This window comes from Pseudoalteromonas sp. OF5H-5 (assembly GCF_021530695.1).
GTDB lineage: Bacteria > Pseudomonadota > Gammaproteobacteria > Enterobacterales > Alteromonadaceae > Pseudoalteromonas.
Genome location: NZ_JAKGBF010000013.1, coordinates 78,405 through 101,856 on the forward strand (window position 1 = coordinate 78,405; position 23,452 = coordinate 101,856).

Below are 23,452 nucleotides of genomic sequence, written 5' to 3' on the forward strand. Positions count from 1 at the left end.
TTTTTTTTAAAGGTAGTTAACAAGGCTGATAGTAATTAGGGCACTTATGTGGCAGCCCTAATCGTTTGTAATGGGGGTTTACAGAGATAGATTTTGCACTTTTGCGTCATGTAGCGTCATTTGGTGAAATAATATATCTAGTTGTTTTTCATGGTTAGGCTGATTTACGGCTTGCAACAGCTTCAGGTACAACTGTTGTGCCGATATGGGCTGTGAAGCACTCTGCACTCGATAATGTGCTAGGGTATCATTGATCACATTGCTAAATTGCTCATTATCAATGAGCTGTGACACTTCATAAACAACAAGCTGCGATTTACTTTTGGCGTATGGTTGGTGCGTCAATGCTAAGGCGTTTTTCTCCACACCGGACTCTTTAGTACGTGCTAATAAGTAGTCATTTTTAATGCTAGCCAATAGTTGTTGTGTTGCTTTGCTACTCAATCTTGATTTGGTCAGCGCAAACCAAGTTGGCACCCCCTCAGACAGTATGGGGTAACCTGCGGTGTTTGCGATTGCGATATTCTGCCACCAAACCTGAGCAACTGCATCGTGTACGGTGTATTCTAACCAGTCGGAACTGGATGGATCATGATAATTGTGTTGCCAAGCGGACATTTCGGGGATAAGCACTAAATTTGCGCTAACCGTTTGTTCTCCCATACCCTGAGGTAACGCTGCTATTTTTAAGCTGTTGTATGGGTAGGTTCCAAATATTGCTTCGCCTTGTCCAAGTGCATGTTTTGCTCGTTGTGTCATGGAATGTAGAATGGCTTCATCGGCGTTAAGGTAAAACAGTTCTATGGGAATATCTTTGCCGGTTTTTGCGCTTGTCCATGTAGACTGGTGAATTTTGTATCCGGCGCTCACAATGACAGGATCCCAATGACTCGCGGTCATTGTTTGAAATTCATAGCTGTGGCGCTGTCCTTGTGTTTGGTGTTTCTGCAGATCCCCCGGCGCCACAACTACTTGATTGTTGGGGACGTCAATTTTTAGTTTATAGGTGAGCAGATCGGCGTCGTCGTGTTGGTACAAGTCTAGTGTTTGTGATTGGCTGAAAAAGTCTGGTGCCAGCGGGTCGAGGTTAAACTTCTCTCGTAACACGTTGTCTTTGATGATGTTGTTTTTCTCGAACCCAATGGAGGGCCAAAAACTTGCATCAATATAGCTGGCATTTTTTGTCACTTTGCCAATGTAATCAGTTGCGTGATTACTATAGCCTTGATATTTGACTGAAGCCGTAAAACTGAGCTGACTTTGTTGCTCATGAATGAGAGGCGTACTCAAGCCCCAAACCGAGGCATGATGCGCTTTGTCTAAAGCGAGCAGTGAAAGCGCTTGACCAGAAAGTAAGATTTCATCAAAAGCGGTATAGTTGTTGGTGTTGAGTAGCAACTGCTCGATTGCATTCTGGTGTGAATTAACCAGCGTTAAGTTGGCCGTGTATTGTATAGCGCGCTGATTTGGGTGTAGCGATATGGCAATTTCAGCGTGGCGAATTTTAGGCTGCGGTTGTGTATCGAATTGCCGGTATTGGTTTTCGTAGTCGGCTTGCACAGCATAACCATCGGCTTGTGTTTCAAATTGACCGTTAATGATCATCTCTTGATGAATTGAATAGGCTTGATAGCCAAAAACAGTGCCTGACAACAGCATAATAGCCAGTGATCGCGGTGTAACCTTTTGTGGTAAAGCTATTAATCTTTCTTTAAAAGGTGCAAGCACACCTCGTGTCCACAGCCAGCTACTTAATACTAGCAATACACAATAAAAACTGAACCAGTAGAGCATAAGATTGAGATCTCTGATGATAAATTGCTCTGTAGATGCAATTTCGGAAAGTTGAGCAATAGATGGCCATGCCCATAAATACATAAAGTTCTCTATCGCGTGAGTTTCATTGAATATCGCAGGAGAAATACAGAGCACCACGGCACATACCTGTGCGGCAACTTTAGACTGCAATAGCCCGTAACTAATGATGGCTATAAACACGTAAGCGAGCATTAATGGCAGCAAAACAAGCATACTCAAATGCAATAAACTTTGCCAATCGGGGTCAAAATAACCTTGTATAAATTGTGTACCCAATAAGCCTGAAATAGGCACTAGCATTAATACGACAGCAACAAAAACAGCGCAGATTATATGGCTTAAAGGAGCTTGCCAATCGGGCGTTGGGCACACAGCGACTAGCTGTGCGGTATTTAGCTGGTGGTCTTTGTGGCACTGATCAACTATAAAAAAAGCGGCGGCAAGCATGGTAAAAATCAAACTGGGATAAATTAACACGGGAAGCAGCGTGTGCGTTCTTGGCAAAATAGCTGCGCTGCCCTCCATGCCCGGCAAACGGTAGCTTAAACCGGCGATGATCAGCATCAACGAAAGCGTCAACATTGATAAGTAAAACGCCTTATTAGTAATGATTTGGCGAGCTTGAAGATAACCGGAGTAGGCGCTGAATTTAAGCCAGTAGACTGTGGCTTTATTGGTTATCAAGGTTAATGGGTTCATATTTAGTTTGCTTGAACTGTGCGTGTGTTGTTGCGCTTTTGCAACGGGTTTTGCTGAGGCTTTTTTGTTGTTACTGGTTCTAAATTTCGTTAAATCGAAGCGCCACCATGCAAATACCAGCAAAGCTAATGCTAGTGCTAAATAAAGCAAACGATTGTAAAGTAATGCGCTCTCTAAGTTCAAAAACTGGGTCATTCTTTGCTGTGCCGTCCAGTAAAAGATTTGTCCTTCAACTGTGACCTTACCCAATGGATCAACAACTTGCAGCCAAGGGGCTTGTGGTGCGCCGTCACCAAACAAAGCGGTGATAATGACAAACGAGCCAACGGCTATCATCATCGCTGCATAAGCTGGTGTAGCGCGTCCAGTGAGTGCCGTGAGCGCAAACGGAATAGCGGTATAAACAATGCAAGCTGGGAGTACCCAAAGCAGTATAGCGTGTAAAATATGGGGCCAGGAAGTTACTATAAAATCACTATCTGGGTAGAGTCCAAAGAGGCTTGAGATCAGAGGTAAAGTCACCATGGCGATGACAACTGAGCTCATGACTAACAGCACAATAGCTAAACTCGCTAAATATTTACCGATAAAATAGTGTTTGCTATTGATATCAAAACTATATAAATAGTCTGCAGTTTTAGAATTAAGATCCCTGAGTAATGTTGGGACTACCAGTGCGCTACCCACCGTGGCAGCCCAAAATGTGTAGTACATAAACAAGTAATAGATTGCATATGGCGAGTTGCGTGCAACCCTGCCACTTTGCATGAGTGTATCCCATTCACCGCCTAACATTTCTCGGTAGCCCATGGCTATCATGGCTATTAAACAACCCCAAGTGGCTACGGAGCGTAGTCGATATTTTAACTCAAACAAAAAACTGGTGAACATACATGCTCCTTAAACCGCAAGTTCAGGGACGTAGCTGAAGTAAAAGTCTTCTAGGTCCGCAGTGCTTTGAATAAAGTTTGCGGTGGGTGCGGTGTCGCTTTGGATAGTGGCTTGGATGTTGCCTTTAACAATACGTGTCGAAATCACTTTGTAATTGTCTCGTAGTGTTTTCAACTCATTTCTTGATACTGATTTGTGCCAAATCTGGTGCTCTATTGAGGCGACGAGCTCATCGGGCTTGCCGCGTGCCAGTAGAGTTCCTTGGTTGAGGATCCCCATATCATCACAAAGGTTGGTGACGTCTCCTACAATATGTGTGGAGAGGATCACGATGGCACTGTCAGTGAGTTGGTGCAAAATACTATAAAAGCGGTTGCGCTCTGCAGGGTCTAGTCCTGCGGTTGGTTCATCAACAATGATGACCTTAGGGTTGGTCAATAAAACTTGCGCTATACCAAACCGCTGGCGCATGCCACCTGAGTATGTATCTACCGCTTTATGACAATGCTCTGTGAGGTTAACCAGCTCCAACAATTCATTAATTCGACTTTTTCGTTCCTTGGCATTGTGAATACCCTTTAAACGAGCGAAATAGTCCAGCATATCGGTGGCGGATGCATTTGCATAAACACCAAAATCCTGAGGCAAGTAGCCCAGTTGACGACGGAACTCAGCAGGGTTTGTGAAGATATCTTGCCCATCAAAATATATTTTGCCACTGTCGGGCGTTTGTAGGGTGGCAATGGTGCGCATAATACTGCTTTTACCAGCTCCGTTGGGACCAAGCAGGCCGAACATGCCCTTGCTTATGGTTAAATTGATATCTTTTAGTGCGTGAACACCGTTTGCATACGTTTTTGATACGTCACGAATTTCTAATTCCATTTCATTAGCTTCTGTTGTTGATTTTAGATTGCGACACTGCGCAGTGGCGCCGCTGAATTAGAGGTAAATTGATCCTCTGTTCCAAGTGGCAAGCACAGCGGCTTAGTTATCTGGCCATAGCACTGAGACACAATTGCAACATCAATGTTGAACAGCCGTTTAATGATTTGCTCTGTGACGACTTGTTGCGGTGTGCCATCAGCTATTATCGAGCCATTGTTAAGAGCGATAATTCGGTCACTGAATTGACTGGCTTGATTGATATCGTGTAGCACCATCACAATGGTTTTGTGTTCATGAATTTGTAACTGCTTAAGTAATTCTAAAAGCTGAAATTGATGACCTAAGTCTAGATAAGTCGTGGGTTCGTCTAGGAGTAAAATTTCAGATTGCTGTGCCAAGGCCATTGCTAACCATGCTCTTTGGCGCTCACCACCAGATAAATGCTGTAACGGCTTATGTTGCAACGCGTCAAGTTTGGTCTTTTTGAGCGCCCAAGTAATGGCATCCTGATCATGTTGCGATAATGTCTTGAACATTCCCAAATAGGGAAACCGACCATGACCAACAAGCTGTTTAACGAGCATACCACTTGGAGCTTGTGGACTTTGGCCAAGTAATGCGAGTTTCTTTGCTAGCGTTTTAGGGGACCATTGGTGAAGCGGCTGTTGCTCCAAAGAGATAGTCCCTTGCTGCGGTTGAATGAGTCCGCCAAGTAGTTTAAGTAAGGTGGACTTACCACTGCCATTTGGACCGACAATTGCGGTGATCTGATGACGTGCAATAGAGACCGACAAGTCTTTTAGCACCGGCCTATGTTGATAATGTAAGGTTATTTGATCTGCATTTAACATGATAAATCCTAATTTTGGCGGCGGATCAATAACAGCAAGATGGGAATGCCCATCAAGGTGGTTAGCGTGCCTGTGGGGATCTCCAAAGGAGAGATGAGCGTTCGGCTTGCAATGTCTGCCGCCAGCGTTAATGAAGCCCCAGCTAACATACAGACCACCATCAGGTGGGGGAGGCTGGTACCTAAGCCGAGTCGGTTAAGTAGCACTTTGGCAAAGTGTGGCACAATTAAACCAACGAATCCGAGTGGACCCGTGATTGCGGTGGCACTGGCCGCCAGTGCTACCGCAATCAATAAGCTAATTAAACGCCACCTAGTGACGTTTAGCCCTAAAGTTCGTGCGGCATCGCTATCTAATTGCAGTATCGACAAATACTTTAATAATGCGAAGCAAATAAGCACGCCAACAAATGTCCAAGGAAGAAGCAAAAACAATTGGCTAAAGTCCCTGCCATACAGGCTACCTGCTAACCAAATCAAACTGGTTTCTGTACGATTCCCTCCCCATGCCAAAATGGCCCACATAACTAAAGCATTCAATATTGCGCCTATCGCCACTCCGTTAAGTGCCAATTGATTAGGCTGTAGCTGCTGTCGCCAACTAAGTTTCAACACCAAAGCCGTGGCTAGTACCCCACCGAGCAATGCTACAGCGGGAAGCCAAGCAAAGTTAAAATTGAAATCACTGAAGCCGAATACATGAAGTTGAATATAATCCACTACAAGTAAACAAAGTACGATAGCTAAACTCGCGCCACCATTGACTCCCAATATACTAGGGTCGGCAAGAGGATTGCGGATCACGGCCTGTAAAATTAGTCCTGCCAGCGCAAAATGGATCCCAACCAACATGGCTAACAATGAGCGAGGTAAACGCAGCTGCCAAAGAATATTCGAATCACTATTTTGTGGTATTGAGGAAATCAGTATCTGCCAAACAGATTGCATCGACAGTGGTACAGACCCCATACTTAGCGCCGTAAAAAATAAGCAAATAAGTAGCGCGATGAGTGAGATTAATAAACCATAGAAAGGCCAAGGCTTAATTTCTCGGCAAGCGGATATAGTCATTGTTCGATTCATATAGACGCCTGCTGATAGCGAGATTGGATGAGCCAAACTAAGCTTGGTCCGCCAAACAGCACGCATAGTATACCCACAGGGATCTCCTGATAATTTGCCAGTAAGTCGGACAGACTGACAAGCACAGCACCGCTTAGCGCGCTGCCAAATAAAACATAGCGGTATTCAAAAGCCAAGTGCTTGGGCAGTAAAGTGCGGCACAGGTGAGGAGCAACCAGTCCCACAAAAGCGATGGGGCCCGTAACAGCCACGGTGGCAGATGTTAGCACAACGGCAACGGTGAGCGTTTGAATACGCCAGCGTTTTACACTTCCCCCAATACTGTTTACGACATCGCTATCGAGTTGTAAAACGGTGAGCGGACGGGCTAACAGTGCACATAAAATAAGACCGAGTAATGCGATAGGAGCTAATAACGACACATGTTGCCAAGTGCGATTTGCAACGCTGCCAAGCAACCAATAAAACAACCCTCTAGTGTCAGTGCTTACCGAGATTAGTAGCAAAGTTGTTGCGGCGGCGCAAAACAGAGAAACGCATAAACCAGATAGAATAAGATTCACAGGCTCTAGTTTTTGCTTCCAAGAAAGCCATAGTGTGACTGACATCGCCAAAGCACCGCCAAATATACCCGCTATAAATTGGAAGTAGGTACTTAAACCGGTAAAAGTGAGGACCAGTACAATAGCCAATGCGGCTCCAGAAGAGACGCCGACGAGGCTTGGGGATGCGAGCTCATTTTGTGTTACTGCCTGAATAATGGCTCCTGCTATGCCAAGTGTTGTACCTGCAATGATAGCCAATGTTAGACGAGGTAGTCTCAGCTCCCAAACGACAAAACTAGCTTGTGACTTTGACGGGTTAATAAGTACTGACCAAACTTCTTTTAATGTGAGCTGATAGTCGCCGATTGTTAAAGACAGCAGTAGGCTGAGTAGTAACATACATACGCCGATTAGATATAAGCCAGTGGGCGTTGTAGCGAAGCGAGGTCTCTCTGAGTTAATCATAGCGTGCTTACATTACCTGCTATAAATGACCAAATTGCATTGGTGTGGCCCGTGCTTTATTAGCTAGGTCGCTTGGTGGGGCAAATTGGTCAGGGTGCAATAGATGCGCTAATTCTTGTAAGACGAGCCTTCTAGCAATTGGGCCGTGAGGCATCACGTAATGGTCTGCGACTCGGTAGGCGCGGCCATTGGTAACGGCTTTGAGCTGCTTCCAAACTGGATGTGATTTAAAGGGCCCAGGTTCGCCTTTGAAGGAAATAATTACATCAGGGTTAAGCTTTAACAACGACTCCATCGAAATCGGGGCGGAATCAAGCTTTTTTAAGTCTGGCTGTGGAGAGGTGCCGACGCTATTTTTACCTTTGAGGGTCGCCATCATTTCAACGGTAAAATGATGGTCGTAAAATGCATAAGGTACATCTGACCAATGCCACAAAAACACCACAGATTGTGCTTTTAGAGGTGCAGTTGCAAAATGCTTGAGCTGCTCTGCAAATACTCGATTTAATTCAGCACCTTCTGCTTCCTTGCCCAGCGCTTTAGCCGCAGAGATTATAGCCCGATCTGAGTCGGATTTGGTGACCAAGTCATAAGCTAAAAAGGGACTGATTTCCTCAAATTTGGCTTCAAATGGCTCGGTGTAGGTACGCAGTCCGATGGTGAGATCGGGTTGTAGCGCAGTCAACACTTCCAAGTTCGTCTCATGAATTTCACCAAGATCTAGCATATGTTTAGTTTGCTCACCGAGGTAGGGTGACATCTGATGATTGAGTGTTGAGATCGCGGCAGCTTGCATACCTAGAGCACTGAGTAAATCAGCACCAAATACGGAGACAGCGGCGACCTTTTTGGGTGAAGTGTTAATAGTAACAAGTTTGTCGCGGTCATCTTTCACTACGACAGGAAACTGAGCATTAGCGCTGAGAGACGATAATGTTGATAAACATGCACAAAATAGCAATATGAAGCGACGCATTAGCGTTTCCTTGCGAATAATTGAGTTGGTTTAATAGGTACATTTTGCAATGCTTAAAAACCCAGCACTACCCACATCGGATTTGTAATCCCCAAAAGAGATAATTTTAACAGCGCTGGAAGAAGGAGCTGTGGGGCAGCTCCTAGTTTGAACAAACTTTATCCTCAAGGGGGTTGGTTACTAAGGTGCACACAACCATGTTTTTTGCACTGGGAACAGCGTGCCCAAATGGGTCAAAATAGCCTCAACATGATTGGCTAAGTAGAAATGGCCACCTTCATAGACCTCAATGTTGATGGGCTGACTACTCACTTGTTGCCAGGCTTGGGCTTCTTCGTAGGTGAGCTCGGTATCAGTTGACCCGAGCATCACGGTGATTGGAAGCTGCAATTTTGGTGCATTGAGGTTTGGTTGATAAGTCTCAATTAACTGGTAATCATTGCGCAGCAACGGCAACATCATCTCTAGTAGCTCTGGAAGGGCATTGAGATCAACCTCCGTACCATTGAGACGTTTAAGCTCATTAAGCATGACTTCATCAGGGGCCTTGTGTACTTCGGTCGCATGGTGGCAACTAGGTCCTTCAACAGCAGACACCACCAGTTGAGTTGGAGGCGGATAGCGATAGGCCTGAATGCGCATGGCAAGTTCGTAAGCGATACCGCCGCCCATACTATGTCCAAACAAGATATAAGGCTTGTTGAGTATTGCTTTAAGACCAGTGGCCAAGTTGCCGACCAAACGATCCATGTCCGAAATCAAAGGCTCAGCCATGCGGTTTTCACGACCTGGATATTGTACAACCACGACTTCTAAATCTGAGTCGGCGATATTAGCCCAGTGACGAAAGTAGCTTGCACTGCCCCCTGCATGAGGCAAAATGATTAACCGTTTAGAGGCATTGGGGCGTGCTTTAAAAATGCGGTAACAGGCACTGTTGTTGGTGTATGTGGTATTAAGCATTGTTGTACTTCTGTGTAAGTGGCTTGAGGTAATCGCGGCTGACCGCAAAGTTTGGGAGACTGAATTGGGCCAATATGGATTTTAGGTTATCTGTGGCGTATTGGTGGTGACCACCTGAGTCCATACCTTGCTTGAAGTAAAGCTCAACAAAGCTGCGCACAAAGTTGTCATTGAGTTTGTCTTTCCATGTTATAAAATCAAGTGGTTGAATATCGCAACCGAGTTCGTTAAACCAATTATAGATCTGTGCAACATCGGTACTTTGGTCTGACACTAAGTGGAAGTTACTGTTTTGGCCCGTCGCACCTTTCACTATGGCCGTGATGCAGGTTGCCACATAGTCTACGGGAACAATGTTTACCGCCAGCTCGGACGCAGGATAGGCGTGAATATTCAAGCAAGCACGATAAAATTTTAAGAATGCATCATCATTAATAAAGGGTGTTTCTGTGGTTGCCCAAGTGATGGTTCCGGGACGTAAAATATTGACTGGTACGCCGTGTCTTCTCGCTTCAGTAAATAAGGTTTCAGCCATAATTTTTGACTGCTCATACGTTAACTCCACTTCACGCCATGGCACCACTTGGGTATGTTCTACCACAGGCTGAGGTACATCACTTGGTAACGCGTGGTGTACTCCGATAGTAGAAATATAATGCACTGGCTTCACTTGATGCGAGCTTGCTAAGCGGATAATTTCACGGGCGCCTTCGACGTTGGTTGGGTAAAGAGCAGAAAGCGGATCCATGAGGTTAATGATCGATGCATTGTGAACTATCACATCCACTTGTGCACTTAGAGCTTGATAGTCTGTATTGCTTAAACCAAAGTAAGGCTCGGACATCGTACCGCTGATTATCTGAATACGCTCGTGAGGTATAGCTGTAGGCAGGCCTTTTTCTGCAGCGGCCTGCTCCAAGCGTGAGAATCCATGCTGAATATCATCACAGCGCATCAAGCATAGAATACGATAATCCGTAGTATCCAATATTTCGCGCAAAACATAGCTACCCAAATACCCCGTGCTGCCAGTCAATAATAGGGTTTTTGGTTCGGAATTCGAATCATACGGTAGGGCATCAGCAAGGTCTTCGAGTGCTTCAGTAGCCATGCTGTTTAAATCAATACTCTCAAGCCATGCTTGTTTTGCTTCATTTGCTTTTGCCAGTGCTTCGGACATTTCGCTGAATACGGCATGATTGAAAATCAGGTCAATATCTGCATCAAAGCCGGCTGCTAGAAATGCGCTTAGCAGGTTGATGGCATTTAAGCTGGTACCACCAAGTTGGAAAAAGTCATCGTGGCGCGATACCTCCGTCACGTTGAGTAAATCACGCCAGATTTGCGCCACGATTTGCTCAACATGATTGTCAAATGGTGCTTCATATTGTGTTGCCAGTTGCTGCTGTAATTGCGTCAGTTGTACTCTAAGCTGTTTTCTATCAACTTTACTGTTTTGACTAAGAGGAAGTGTGTCTAAGGTAAAGAAATGCGTCGGTAACATGTATTTAGGCAACTTGTCATTAAGTAAGGTGCCCAATTCAGTGAACATGATTTCGCTATCGGTTACTTCTTTGACAACCAGTGCCGCAGCTAAGTTACCATCAGTAGATAGATTGACCACCGCGACGTCTTTTACAGCTGGATGTGCGGCAATAGTTGACTCTATTTCACCCAACTCAATACGATGACCATTGATTTTGACTTGGCCATCTTCGCGCCCTTGAATGGCAATGATGCCGTCATCCATAATGCAGCCCAAATCGCCAGAGCGATAAAGCCTTTCACCTGTTTGTGGATGTTTAATAAATAGCTCAGCAGTTTTTTGTTTATCGTTTAAATACCCTAATGCCAAACCATCACCTGCAATATACATTTCGCCGGTGACCCAAGTTGGGCAAGGCTCTAGTCGGTCATTTAAAATGTGAATTTGGTGGTTTGCTAGTGGCTTACCATATGGTACTGAAGCAGCATCATCCGCGATGTTTTTGACAGTGTGCTGGACACACCAAATCGCGGTTTCTGTAGGGCCGCCTTGGCTGATCAAGTCAATATGAGGCAGTTGTTGGATTACTTGCTGTGCGAGTTGGACGGGGATCCAATCGCCAGAGAGCATGGCTAACCTAAGTGTACTGAGCGTCTGATCTTCCGCCCATGGCAAACTGGTCATCAGCATTTGCATTTGCGCAGGTACGGAATTCCACAGACTGACCTGGTGCTTGGCGATCACTTGATGCCAGTGGTTTGGATCTCCCCGTAGCTCTTGAGCTGGTAATACCAGAGTCGCCCCTGCTGAGAGAGTGCCAAAGATATCCCAAACTGAGAGATCAAAGCCGTAGCTCACCAGTCCTAAGGTTTTATCTTTCGAGTTGACATCATACAGGCGATTAATCTCCAGCACGGTATTCAGTGCTGCGCCGTGTGATAGCTGCACCCCTTTTGGCTGACCTGTCGTACCGGAGGTGTATATTACATAAGCTGGCGCTTCGACAAAAATTTGCTGCTGTCGACGTTGCGTGAATATTTCCAATAAACCTTGAAGGTCCTGCTGCGGAATAGCCGGTAGTAATTGATCAAATGCAATAACAGTGACATCAGAGCCAAAGTCTAGGTTAGCATATTGCAACTCTGTGAGTACGATTTTGGCACCTGAGTTAGCGATGATTGATTGCTGACGAGCAAGCGGGTGTTTTGCCTCAATAGGTACATACACACAATCGGCAAACAATACAGCAAACACTGCTGCAATTTGTTGTGTGCTTTTGTCTGATACGATTGCAATATGGTCGTTCGGTTTTACCGAGTCGACAAAGGTGAGCCTGATTTGAAGTGCCAACTGTGCAAGTTGTTGGTAACTCATTTCGCCGTTTTGGTCGATCACCGCAATTTGATCTGGGGTATCTAGAACATGTCGTGCAAATCCAGAGTGCAAATATCCTCTAGCTTGTTCTGTTTTGGTGTCGTTTAGCGCGGTGATGTGTACTTGCGTTTGCTTTGGTAAACTCACCGGGCTGGTGGACTGCCATAGTGCTTCATTATTAGCCAGCTCGTGTAATAGTTCACAAAATGCTTGATGTGCTTGCTCAATCACACCGGCTTGGAAAATCCCTTGACGGATATCCCAATCTACGATCAGCTCTCCATTGCGCTCCGTTGCTTGACAATCAAGCCAGACTTGCGGCGTTTGAGTAATTCCGTAACGCAACTGTGCATCATGCATAAATTGGTTGCTGTCTAACTCATCACCTGATAAACCAAGGGTGCTAGTATAGACAATTGGTACTATGGTATTGCTTTGCTGTATTTGGTTCATAGCTCGTAATACTTCAACGCCAGTAAAGTCACTGTGTTCCAAATCACGCCAAAGTTGTTTCTGTAACTGACTTGCCCGCTTGGCGAAACCCGCTTGCGGATCTGGCGATACCCCTAGCACGTTTACTGCGATAAAGTCGCCAACCACGCCACGGACATCTGGGTGCACATTGGCGCGATTCAACATAGTGAGGTTTAAACAAAAATTAGGATGGCGAGACCAGCGTCCAATTACTTCTGTAAATGCGGCTAATACAAGGCTAGAAGGTGTTAGTTTGTGTCTTGCTGCTCGCTCGCCAAGGCGCCGCCAAAGGGTGGGATCTAACTTAAAATTCAAGCGAGAAAATGCGACGCTTTCCTCGTTGCCCGTACTTTTTGCTCTCGGTAGTTCGGGAGGGGCTGGTAGCGTTTTAATGCGCTCTAGCCAATAGGCTTTGTGCTGTTCATAGCGCTGTGCTGTTTTAGGGTGCTCTAACAAGGCTTTGCGTGCAATGACAATATCTCGGTACGAAACCCCCAAAGGCGCAAGAGCACGCTCTGGATGGTTATATAATTCACCGAGTTCGGCGAGCATAATTTGAATGCTAGCAAAATCGGCGATAAGTAAGTCGATAGAAAAATGTAGAATTGACCCTTCACCGGTGTGGCTAAGGTGTAAATCATATTGTGGCCATTTATCCGGTTGATAGTGGCGGTGAGCCAACTGTTCACGCAGGTCTAATAGTTTTTGCTGACGAGTTTGCTGGTCAAGCGCTGCAAACTCATGCACGCGGATCGCTTTTGGCGTAACCTGTGCGATAATTTGTTGAGTACCATCAAGGTTGATAATAGCGCGTAGCATATCGTGGCGCTCAACTAACTTGTGCCAAGCCGTTTGCAGGCGTTTTGCATCAATATTCGGTAGGTCCAACTCAATGTAACTATGACAGCCAACACCACCATACTCAACGGCATTGTTACGGCCAACTAAGTAAGCGACCTGTAAATCGGTTAGTGGAAACGGCTGATAGCGGTCTGCATAATTAGGCTCTATAGCTGCCATTACAGGGTCGCTTAAATAGTCGATAAGCGCTGCTTTGTTGTCTTGTAATTGTGTTTTTAGTGCTGCTGTCATTACTCCAGCAGGGGCCTTAAATTTTAAGTTGCCTTGATCGGCCCACAGGTAAACGCCGCGGCTTTCGAAGTCAGCGATAATACTGGCGATTGTCATAATGTACCCTCTTCAAATAGTTCATCTGTGTCAGAGGTTGTGCCGCTTAGGTCACGCCAAGCTTGTGTTATGGCATTAGCGAAGCTGGCAATACTTGGGGCGCTAAATAGTGCTGTAAGTGACACAGATGTTGGAATAATGTGTTGTTGTTGCAGTGTTTGGATAAGCTGTGTTGCGCTCAAGCTATCACCACCTATGGCAAAAAAGTCGTCGTGGCGAGAGAGCTGAGGGCGTTTTAAAAGTGATTGCCAGATTTTTGCAAGCTGTTCTTCAAGCTCACCTTCAGGCGCCTCGAACTCAGCTTGCTTTAGCTCCAATGCCATAAATTCATTGAGCAATTGCTTTCGGTCAATTTTACCGTTGGCGCTTAGCGGTAATGTCTCAAGTTCTAATAAATGACTGGGCACCATGTATTCTGGAAGTTGCTGTTCCAGTTGTGCAGTAATAACCTGTGTATCTAGCGTGGCTTGGGCTTCCTTAACAAAGGCAGCAACCAGCTTTTTCGGCTCACCAATTGTTAGTGCTACACCGCGATTTAAGCCTTTAACCTGAGCCAAGGCGGCGTCGATTTCACCAAGCTCAATGCGATGTCCGCGAACCTTAACTTGGTGATCAATTCGGCCTAAGAACTCGAGGTTGCCATCCGGCCAGTAACGACCGCGGTCACCCGTGCGGTACCAACGCTTACCATCAGCCATCACAAAGCGCTGAGCTGTAAGTTTTTTGTCTCCTCGATAGGCAGTGGCAAGGCCCATACCGCCGATCCACAGTTCACCTGCAACCCAATCTGGACAATCACGGCCACATGGGTCTACCACACGATATGTTTGGTTCGGGAGCGGTTTACCGTATGGAATAGATGACCAATGTTCAGGCAACTCACCTTTTACCTCACAGCTGTTTGACCAAATGGCTGCTTCAGTGGCACCACCCATGGCAATTAATGGGATCTGTGAGTGAGTCTTGGCTTGTAATCTTGGCGGTAAATCTAGGCCAATCCAATCACCCGATAGCATCACTTGCGAAAATGGCAGTGGGCGTGCATCGTTTTCAGCAACGACCAGTAGCATGTCGAGCAATATCGGCACTGAATTCCAAGTAGTGACATGATGTTGATGCACTAGTTCAAGCCACGTAGCTGCGTCTCTACGGCTTGCCTCATTGAGTAATACAACACTGCCGCCAACGCTTAACAAGCCAAATAGATCGTATACCGAGAGATCAAAATCCAATGCAGAAACAGCAAGTACTCGGCTATTGCTGTTGATAGCATAGTGTCGATTTAGCTGGTCAATGGTATTTGCAGTCGCTTGATGACACATTTCGACCCCTTTGGGTTCACCGGTAGAACCTGAGGTAAAGATCACATATGCGGGTGCATCTGTTGCTACTGTCAAGGGGGTTGCCAGTGGCGTAAAGTCCTCTGCATCCGTTACATTGAAGCGAGTGACACCCTGCTCAACGTCTTGGTTGATGTGTGCTTCGTTCGTAAGTATCCAACGGATCCCCGCAGTGCGATGAATTTTCGCTTGACGGCTGGTGGGTTGATGAATACCAATTGGCACATAGCAGCCTCCAGCGGCCATAATGCCAAATACGGCAGCAACCTGATCTACCCCTCTTGGCAAGCTCACTGCCACCGCTTCACTTAGCGATAATCCTCGTTGAGTAAGTAAGTGGGCGATACGCAGTGCTTTATCTGCCAATTGGCCATAGGTTACTATTTGATCATCAGCTATCAGCGCAACGGTATCGGGGTGCTGACGGGCATAGTCAAACATAGCCTGGTGTAAAGTACGAGGCGTTTGTTCAGCGTAGGTGCTGTTTACTCGGTCTCGCACCAACTGTTGAGATTTGGGTAATGCGTGGCTAAATGCTGTATCCGTTGAAATGGATACTTCGTCCAGTAATGTTAAGAAACGGCTAAACATATTGTCTAGCAACTCAGCTGGAAACAGTGCTTCTACGGCATCCCAAGATAGAATTAGCTCACCTTTGAACTCATACATTTGATGATCAAGCCAAACCTGTGGAGTTGCTGACAATCCGCCATCGGTAAATTGTGGTAAATCTTCATTGAAAGAGTCTGCCAGTAAGTCGTCAGCCATTCCTAATGTACTGGTAAAGACAATGGGCAATGCAGCTGCGGTGCGCCCCATAGTTCGGCTGCGCTCTCTTTGCACCCACACAGATGAGACTGCTCGGTGATCAAGTACATCAGCAAGTTGCTCTTGTAGTTGCTTTGCATGTTGAGCAATTGTGATGTGCTCATCAGGGTGGTAAGCAAGGGGGGCCAGAGACGTAAAATCACCAACAATACTGCCAACTTCTGGGTGTACATTTTGACGATCAAATAGAGTTAAATTTAAGGTATGTGGATGGCCACCACTGTACTGACTGAGTACTTCCGCATAGGCACTCAGCACTAAAATACTTGGTGTTACATTTTGCGAGCGAGCCGCTTGTTTAATGGCTTGCCACTTGGCTTTTGGCAATCTTGCACTGCGGCGAGAGAATTCGCTGTGTTCAATTTGCAGTGGATCTTGTGCCAGTGGTAGTGCCGCAGCATCCGGCAAGGTAGATAAACGTTCTTGCCAGTATGCTTGGGCTTCATCTATGGCTTGCTGGCTATGTTGAACTTGGGTGACATAGTCTCTAAAGGTTGAGGAAAGTGGCGTTAGCTCAGTATCTGGCGCTTGGTATAAAGCAGCGAATTCGCGCAATAACAGCATGATGCTATAGCCGTCTAATGTCATGTAGTTAAACATCAAAGCAAGACGCGTACGCTCAGTTTCACCCGCTTGATATCTTGCAACTTTAATCGTTATCGCATCATGTAAATGTTGGCTATTTTTAGTTTGCCACCATGCGTGAATTTGCGTTCGTGCTTGGTCTAAACAGGTGTAAGTCATTGGATCGATATCCAATTTTGGTATGACGCTGTGCTGCAACACAACCTGTTGGTTATTATCGCTCACTTGGGCGCGCAACATATCATGGCGTGCATACAGCTTTTTCCATGCGAGCATCATTCGCTCGGTATCAAGCGTTAAACTATCGAGTTCGAGTAAGTAGTGAGTGCCGCAATTAAGCGGGAAGCCCGGGGTTTGGCCTAACCAATAAGCACTTTGTACTTCAGTCAGTGCAAATGGTTCAAACTGATGTTCTGGTCTAGCTACAATTTGCTTGCACTGTGTGGCTTCATGCATCTCAAGTGTTGCTGCAAATGCACCAAGCGTTGGGCTGGCAAACAAAGTGCGTAAAGGTTGCTTGGTCGACAACCCTTGTTGGGCGAGCTGAGTTAGGAATTGGGTCGCGACCAGCGAATCGCCACCGAGTGCAAAAAAGCTGCTTTCTAGGCCAACATTGGCAACCCCAAGTAAGTCTTTCCAAAGCTGTGCAACTTGAAGTTCGTTATCTGTTTGTGGCGCTGTTACAGCTACTTCAACGCTAAGTTGGTCGTCAAACTGGGTAGCAAGTTGTTTTCTATCTACTTTCCCATTAGCGCTTAGTGGCAGTGCATTTAAGGCTAAGAAGTGACTCGGTACCATATAATCTGGCAAAGAAAGAGCAAGTTCTGTTTTTACTGCATCGAGATCCAGTTCCGTGCTTTCATCCATTACCAGTGCAGCAACCAACATTTTAGGCTCGCTAATGGTTAATACCACTCCACGAGAAATGCCTTTAATACGGGCGAGAGCCGTATCAATTTCACCCAGTTCAATACGATGACCGCGTACTTTCACTTGGTGATCTATACGCCCTAAGAACTCAAGGTTGCCATCTGGCCAGTATCTACCTCTATCGCCGGTACGATACCAACGAGTACCTTCGTGGTTGACAAAGCGCTCAGCTGTGAGCTTTTGATCTCCCCGATACGCACTAGCAAGGCCTGCACCACCTATCCATAGCTCACCTGCAACCCAATCTGGGCAGTCGCGTCCGTAGGCATCGACGACACGGTAGGTTTGGTTCGGTAGTGGTTTACCGTAAGGAATGGAGTTCCAGTGAGCTGGAATGTCGCCCTTTACCTCACAGAAATTCGACCAAATAGCTGCTTCTGTTGCGCCACCCATAGCGATAAGTGGAACTTCGGCTTTATTTTTGGCTTGTAAACGCGGTGGAATATCTAGGCCAATCCAATCACCTGACAACATCACTTGTTTGAAAGGCAGTTGCCTGTCATCTTGCTCTGCAACGATGAGCAACATATCCAGCAGGACGGGTACAGAGTTCCAGACAGTGATATTATGTTGGTGCACGAGCTGTAACCATTCGCTGGCATCGCGGCGGTTTTCATCACTGAGCAACACAACTTGGCCCCCCACACCGAGTAAGCCAAAGATATCGTATACCGACAAGTCGAAATCCACTGCAGACACTGCTAATACACAGCTATGTTTATCAATTTTATAGAGTTGATTGATTTGATCTATGGTGTTTGCGGTTGCCTGATGGCACATTTCCACCCCTTTTGGTTCACCAGTCGAGCCCGAGGTAAAAATAATGTATGCAGGCTGCTCTGGTGATACTTCTATAGGCATTGCTTGTGGTGTACTTGCTGTAGCCACGTCCAACCTTATCACTGACTCGATGGATTCGACTTCTAAGTGATCACAGTCAGTAAGCACTAATCGGATCCCTGCTATACGATGTATTTTTGCCTGACGACTCGCAGGCTGATGGATCCCGATTGGCACGTAACAGCCGCCCGCAGCCATAACTCCCAAAATAGCCGCAATTTGATTTATGCCACGTGGCAAAGTGACTGCAACAGGTTCTGCTGGTTCGAGCTGATGTTGCTGCAATAGCGCTGCAATACAGAGCGCTTGCTCACATAGCTGTGCATAACTGACATGCGAGTTTTCAAATACCAGTGCCATGTCGCCGGGGTTTTGCTGTGCGTGCGCAAAAATAGCATGGTGCAAAGTGCGTGGTGTTTGTGGGCGTTCGGTGTGATTTACCGCGAGACGTGTATGCGCTTGTGCATCAGGTAATGGTAAGGACAGCTCCTCTTCCCAGCTGCTATGACACAGCCTTTCAAGCGCACCAACATAGCTGTTGAACATGTCATCAATCATACCGGCTGGGAAAAGTGCATCCACCGCATCCCAAGATAGAATAAGTGAACCATCAAATTCGTATAATTGATGGTCGAGCCAAACTTGCGGTGTTTGTGATAAACCTCCAGGTACAATCTTGGGGAAATCGCCGTTTGAGTTTTCAAACAAGCCGCCACCAAGACCCAAGGTGCTGGTAAATACCACAGGCAGCGCTGCTGATGTGAGTGTGCTATGGCGAGCTTGCTCGCGCTGGATCCAAATGGATGAAATTGCTTTGTGTTCAATAGCCTGTGCAATTTGCAGCTGCGCTTCCTGCGCTTGTACCAATAATGAGTTACCAATATTTTTACGAAATGCGATGGGGGCTAATGTGGTGAAGTCACCAAACACTTTATTGATATCCTCGTGCACGTCTTGGCGGTCAAACAGGGTTAAATTGAGCGTGTGATCACCTTCGCTCCAGCGTCTCAGCACATTGCTGTAGGCCGTTAATAGTAGTACTGAAGGGGTAATGCCATAGGATCTCGCTTTATTTTTAAGTGCTTGCCAAGTAGTCGCATCTAGCTGTGCTTCGCGGCGCACAAATTCAGGCTGAGTAATATTTTGTGGGTCTTGTGCCAGTGGTAATTGTGGCGCAGGTGGTAAGATATTAATCTGTTCTCGCCAGTATGCTTGTGCAGCTATACGCTCTGCATCATTGTGTTGCACTTGGATCACGTAGTCTCTAAACGAAACATTAATCTCAGGCAAGTGATAAGCGGGATCGTTATAAAGGCTTGCAAGCTGATCTAGCAGCAATTTAATACTAAATCCATCGAGCGTTAAGTAATCAAAAATGATCCCTAAACGGGTCTTATTAGTACCATAATTTACGGCGCAAATACGGTGATTAGGTAACGTCACTGACTCATTTTGGTCGTGGCTTTGTAGCGCCTGTTCACAAACTCTACGCCAAAACTGGTGGAGATGATCCCGAGCAGCATTGGCGTGATTATTGGTTTCTGATTTCAAGCTCACTTGTGCAATAGACACCGCAGGTAAATGAGACAGCAGTTGTTGCTGACCGTCTGGTGTGATCACTGCTCGCAGCATCTCATGGTGCTCAACCAGTTGGTCCCAAGCTTTTGCCATACGTTGAATATCGACATTTTCTCCCTCCAACTCTAGCAAATACAAAGTGCTGCAGTTAAGCGGCAATCCCGGTGTTTGGCCCATCCAATAAGCACGTTGTACCTCGGTGAGAGGGAATGGTGCATAACGATTATCTAGATCTGCCACTATTTCGAGTTTTGTTATCGGCGCGATGCTTTCTAAACGCGCTGCGTAGGCGCTTAATTGAGGAGATGAGAATAAGTCGGGCAGTGGTTTTGGAGATGCCAAACCTTGTTGTTTGAGCTTTGCAATAAGCTGAGTCGCAATTAAGCTATCTCCACCTAACTCGAAGAAATGGCTTTGCTGACCGATTTGCTCAACCCCCAGTAAAGACCGCCATATATTGGCAAGGCATTTTTCGTTGTCTGTTTGCGGCGCGGTTAAACTCAACGCACACTGCTGCTGCGTGGCAGCCAGCTGGTTGACAAGTGCTTTTCGGTCTATTTTACCATTGCCACTGAGTGGCAGCTGCGGTGCAAATTCGATATGGCTTGGCACCATATAATCTGGCAGTAGCTTGTGTAATTGGCGTTGTATGGCGGCGCTGTCTAACGTGCTTTGAGCAGCTAAAACCACAACACTCGCTAGGCTCTTAGGCTCGCCAATGGTCACGGTAACAGCGCGCTGAACACCATTAATATTGGCAAGGGCTGTATCAATTTCACCCAACTCAATACGATGCCCGCGTATTTTAACTTGATGATCGATGCGTCCTAAAAACTCGAGGTTGCCATCAGGCCAGTAACGACCTTGGTCGCCAGTGCGATACCAACGCTCGCCATGTTGTTCAACGAAGCGTGCCGCCGTTTGCGTGCTATCACCACGATAACAAGTTGCTAGACCAATACCGCCGATCCATAGCTCACCAGGAACCCAATCTGGGCAATCTTGACCGTGCTTATCAACAACGCGATACTTTTGGTTTGGCAGAGGTTTACCGTATGGGATTGAGTGCCAATGCAGTGGCAGTGGTGAGCGAACTTCACACCGGTTTGACCAAATAGCTGCTTCTGTTGCGCCACCCATTGCAATAATAGGTGGATTGGTGGCGCTGATATGTTGTAGCCGAGGAGGAAGGTCTAAGCCTATCCAATCACCAGACAACATCACCTGCTCAAAGTGCAGTTGGCGGCTATCTTGTTCCGCCGTGGTCAAAAGCATATCTAGCAATATCGGAACAGAGTTCCAAATAGTTACCTTGTGTTGATGTACCAGCTCAAGCCATGCTTGTGCATCACGGCGCTGCTGCTCATCAATAACGACTAGCTGTCCGCCAACACTTAACAAACCAAAAATATCATATACAGAAAGGTCAAAATCAAGCGCTGAAACCCCGAGCGCACAGCTATCTTGGCCAATTTGATAGTCTTTATTGAGCTGATAAATGGTATTGGCAGTGGCCTGATGACTCATTTCAACCCCTTTGGGTTCACCTGTAGAGCCCGATGTGAATATGATATAGGCGGGATTTGCAGGGTCTTTGATAACAGCTGATTCTAGTGGCTCAGCTAAAAGCGCTTGTTGAATATCAATACATTTTACTGCTGGGTCATGTTCTGGATCGTCACCAATAGCAATTGCTAGCTTGACCTCTGCGGTGCGATGGATCTTTTCTCGCCGTGATTGAGGCTGGTGAGGTCCTATAGGCACATAACAGCCACCGGCTGCCAGTATTCCAAGTATCGCTATGATCTGCTCAGCGCTTCTGGGTAATGTTACGGCTACAGGTTCTGCACTATTCAGCCCTTGTTGCTTCAAATAAGCGGCTATGCGTAGCGCTTTTTCAGCGACGGTGCGATAGCTTAACCGTTCGGTGTTGAATATTAATGCAGTCTTATCTGGGTGTACCTGAGCACCTCTAAAAAATGCTTCATGCAATGTATGTGGGGTATAAGGTGCGACGGTGTTATTGGCTGCTTTGCGTTGGATTTGCTGATACTCTGGCAGGTCAATAAGATGTAATGCGTGCCATGCACTGCTATTTGCCGCTAGGTTTTCAAGTAATGCAACATAGCTTGCAAACATAGTATCAATTAGCGACTCTGGGAAAATCTCATCCACAGCATCCCATGCCAGCATCAAACCTTCATCGACTTCATAGACTTGATGGTCTAACCACACTTGCGGCGTTTGCGAGATCATATAGTTAAATTGACCTAATACCGTGTCTTGTTGCGACAGAAGTGGGGTGCCTAAGTTACAGGCAAATACGATAGGTGCGCTCACACCCTGTGCATAACCGTGTTTTACTAAATCGCGTTGGATTTGAACTGCGGAATAATCACTGTGTGCAACGTTTTGGTGAAACTGGCTTTGTATTGCTTTCGTATGATCAATAAAACCTTTTGCTTCACTAAAATCACAATCTAAAAGCAATAGATTGGTGAAGTCGGCAACCATGTTTTCAATGCCTGGGTGCTGAGTTTTGCGATCAAAAAGAGGTAAGTTCAGCGTGAATTTCTGCTCGGCACTAAATTTGGCAAGTACGTACGCATAACTAGTGACGAGCAACATAGCGGGCGTCACTTGATGCTGTTGTGCGGTATTTTTAAGCGTCTTCCACTGGTACTGGCTCAAGGTGTGCAAACGGCGAGAAAATGTTGGTCGAGTGATCGTTCGAGGGTCGCAACGAAGGGGAAGCTGTGGGCCCGAAGGTAGGGTTGCTAAACGCGTTTGCCAATAAGCTTTGTCTGCTTCAAACTTATCTTTATTTTGTGCATTTTCAAACGCTAGATACTTTGCGAAGCTCCAGTGTGGATCCGTGTTGAGTGTACCGCCATGATAAAGCACCGCAAGATCTTTTAATAAGATATTTAAGCTCTGCACGTCAGCGATCAGTAGGTCTACATCAAAGTGGATCCGACATTTTCCTTCGGGAAGTAAACTCAATTCCAGCCCTAGGGTTTGACCATACTCAATACCTAATTTTCGGTGTGATAGACGGCTGCGGATTTGTTCTGCCGCTTTAGTTGCCTCATCAAGAGTTAGTGACCTAAAGTCGTTAATTGCAAGCCCCGGAGTGGGTAGCGATGAATGCACTTGCTGGGTACCAGACTCAGTAAACTGCGCACGTAGCATGGGATGATAGTGATAAAGTGCATGCCAAGATTGTTCGAGCCTAATTGGATCGATGTCTTGATTGTCTATTTCCAGATAGGCGTGACAACCGACGCCACCAAGCTCTTGCTCATCTTGGCGACCAATCCAATAGGCATATTGCACGTCAGTGAGCTCAAACTCTGCGTAGGGATCTATATCGGGTAGTTTAGGGGCTTCAGTAACTTCGACATCAGTATCAATTTGCGTGCATAAAAGTGTTATCCAGTCGCTAAGAACTGGTTGTTCAATCAGTTTTGAAAAGGTCACTTTTGCGCCTTGTTTTCGCCACTGATTGACCAAACGCATCATATGCATTGAGTCTAAGCCAAGTTCAATAAGGTTGGCATCTAGCTTGTCTTCAAGCGGTGTTTGCACAAACGCTTGTACATGTTTTAACAGCTGTTTCTTATTTAGGGGGGTCTTTACCTGTGCCATGTG

The 23,452-nt window shown here is 46.2% G+C and carries 9 protein-coding genes; all 9 read right to left on the bottom strand.

What is annotated here, in order from left to right:
- Positions 1-78: 78 nt before the first annotated feature.
- Positions 79-3,408 (bottom strand): hypothetical protein, encoded by a 3,330-nt coding sequence (locus L1271_RS17940; RefSeq protein ID WP_235368439.1) that lies wholly within the window; start codon positions 3,406-3,408, stop codon positions 79-81.
- Positions 3,409-3,417: 9 nt separating this feature from the next.
- Positions 3,418-4,293, bottom strand: a complete 876-nt coding sequence (locus L1271_RS17945; RefSeq protein ID WP_235368440.1) for an ABC transporter ATP-binding protein — start codon at positions 4,291-4,293, stop codon at positions 3,418-3,420.
- Positions 4,294-4,316: 23 nt separating this feature from the next.
- Complete coding sequence (locus L1271_RS17950) at positions 4,317-5,147, bottom strand: ABC transporter ATP-binding protein (RefSeq protein WP_206471746.1); 831 nt, start codon at positions 5,145-5,147, stop codon at positions 4,317-4,319.
- Between the two features lie 8 nt (positions 5,148-5,155).
- The gene (locus L1271_RS17955; RefSeq protein WP_235368441.1) at positions 5,156-6,229 is read right to left on the bottom strand and encodes a FecCD family ABC transporter permease; all 1,074 of its coding nucleotides are present in this window, start codon (positions 6,227-6,229) and stop codon (positions 5,156-5,158) included.
- Positions 6,226-7,239, bottom strand: coding sequence for a FecCD family ABC transporter permease (locus L1271_RS17960; protein WP_235368442.1), 1,014 nt, complete (start codon positions 7,237-7,239; stop codon positions 6,226-6,228). The genes L1271_RS17955 and L1271_RS17960 overlap by 4 nt, the downstream gene beginning before the upstream one ends.
- A 19-nt stretch (positions 7,240-7,258) precedes the next feature.
- The gene (locus L1271_RS17965; RefSeq protein ID WP_235368443.1) at positions 7,259-8,215 is read right to left on the bottom strand and encodes an ABC transporter substrate-binding protein; all 957 of its coding nucleotides are present in this window, start codon (positions 8,213-8,215) and stop codon (positions 7,259-7,261) included.
- 180 nt (positions 8,216-8,395) lie between these two features.
- A complete protein-coding gene (locus L1271_RS17970) occupies positions 8,396-9,178 on the bottom strand; it encodes a thioesterase II family protein (protein WP_235368444.1) in 783 nt (260 codons plus the stop codon).
- Positions 9,171-13,700 carry a non-ribosomal peptide synthetase gene (locus L1271_RS17975; protein ID WP_235368445.1) on the bottom strand — a complete coding sequence of 1,510 codons (4,530 nt, stop codon included), beginning with the start codon at positions 13,698-13,700 and terminating at the stop codon, positions 9,171-9,173. Before L1271_RS17975 ends, L1271_RS17970 begins: the two co-directional genes overlap by 8 nt.
- Positions 13,697-23,449 (bottom strand): non-ribosomal peptide synthetase, encoded by a 9,753-nt coding sequence (locus tag L1271_RS17980; RefSeq protein ID WP_235368446.1) that lies wholly within the window; start codon positions 23,447-23,449, stop codon positions 13,697-13,699. Before L1271_RS17980 ends, L1271_RS17975 begins: the two co-directional genes overlap by 4 nt.
- Positions 23,450-23,452: the final 3 nt, after the last annotated feature.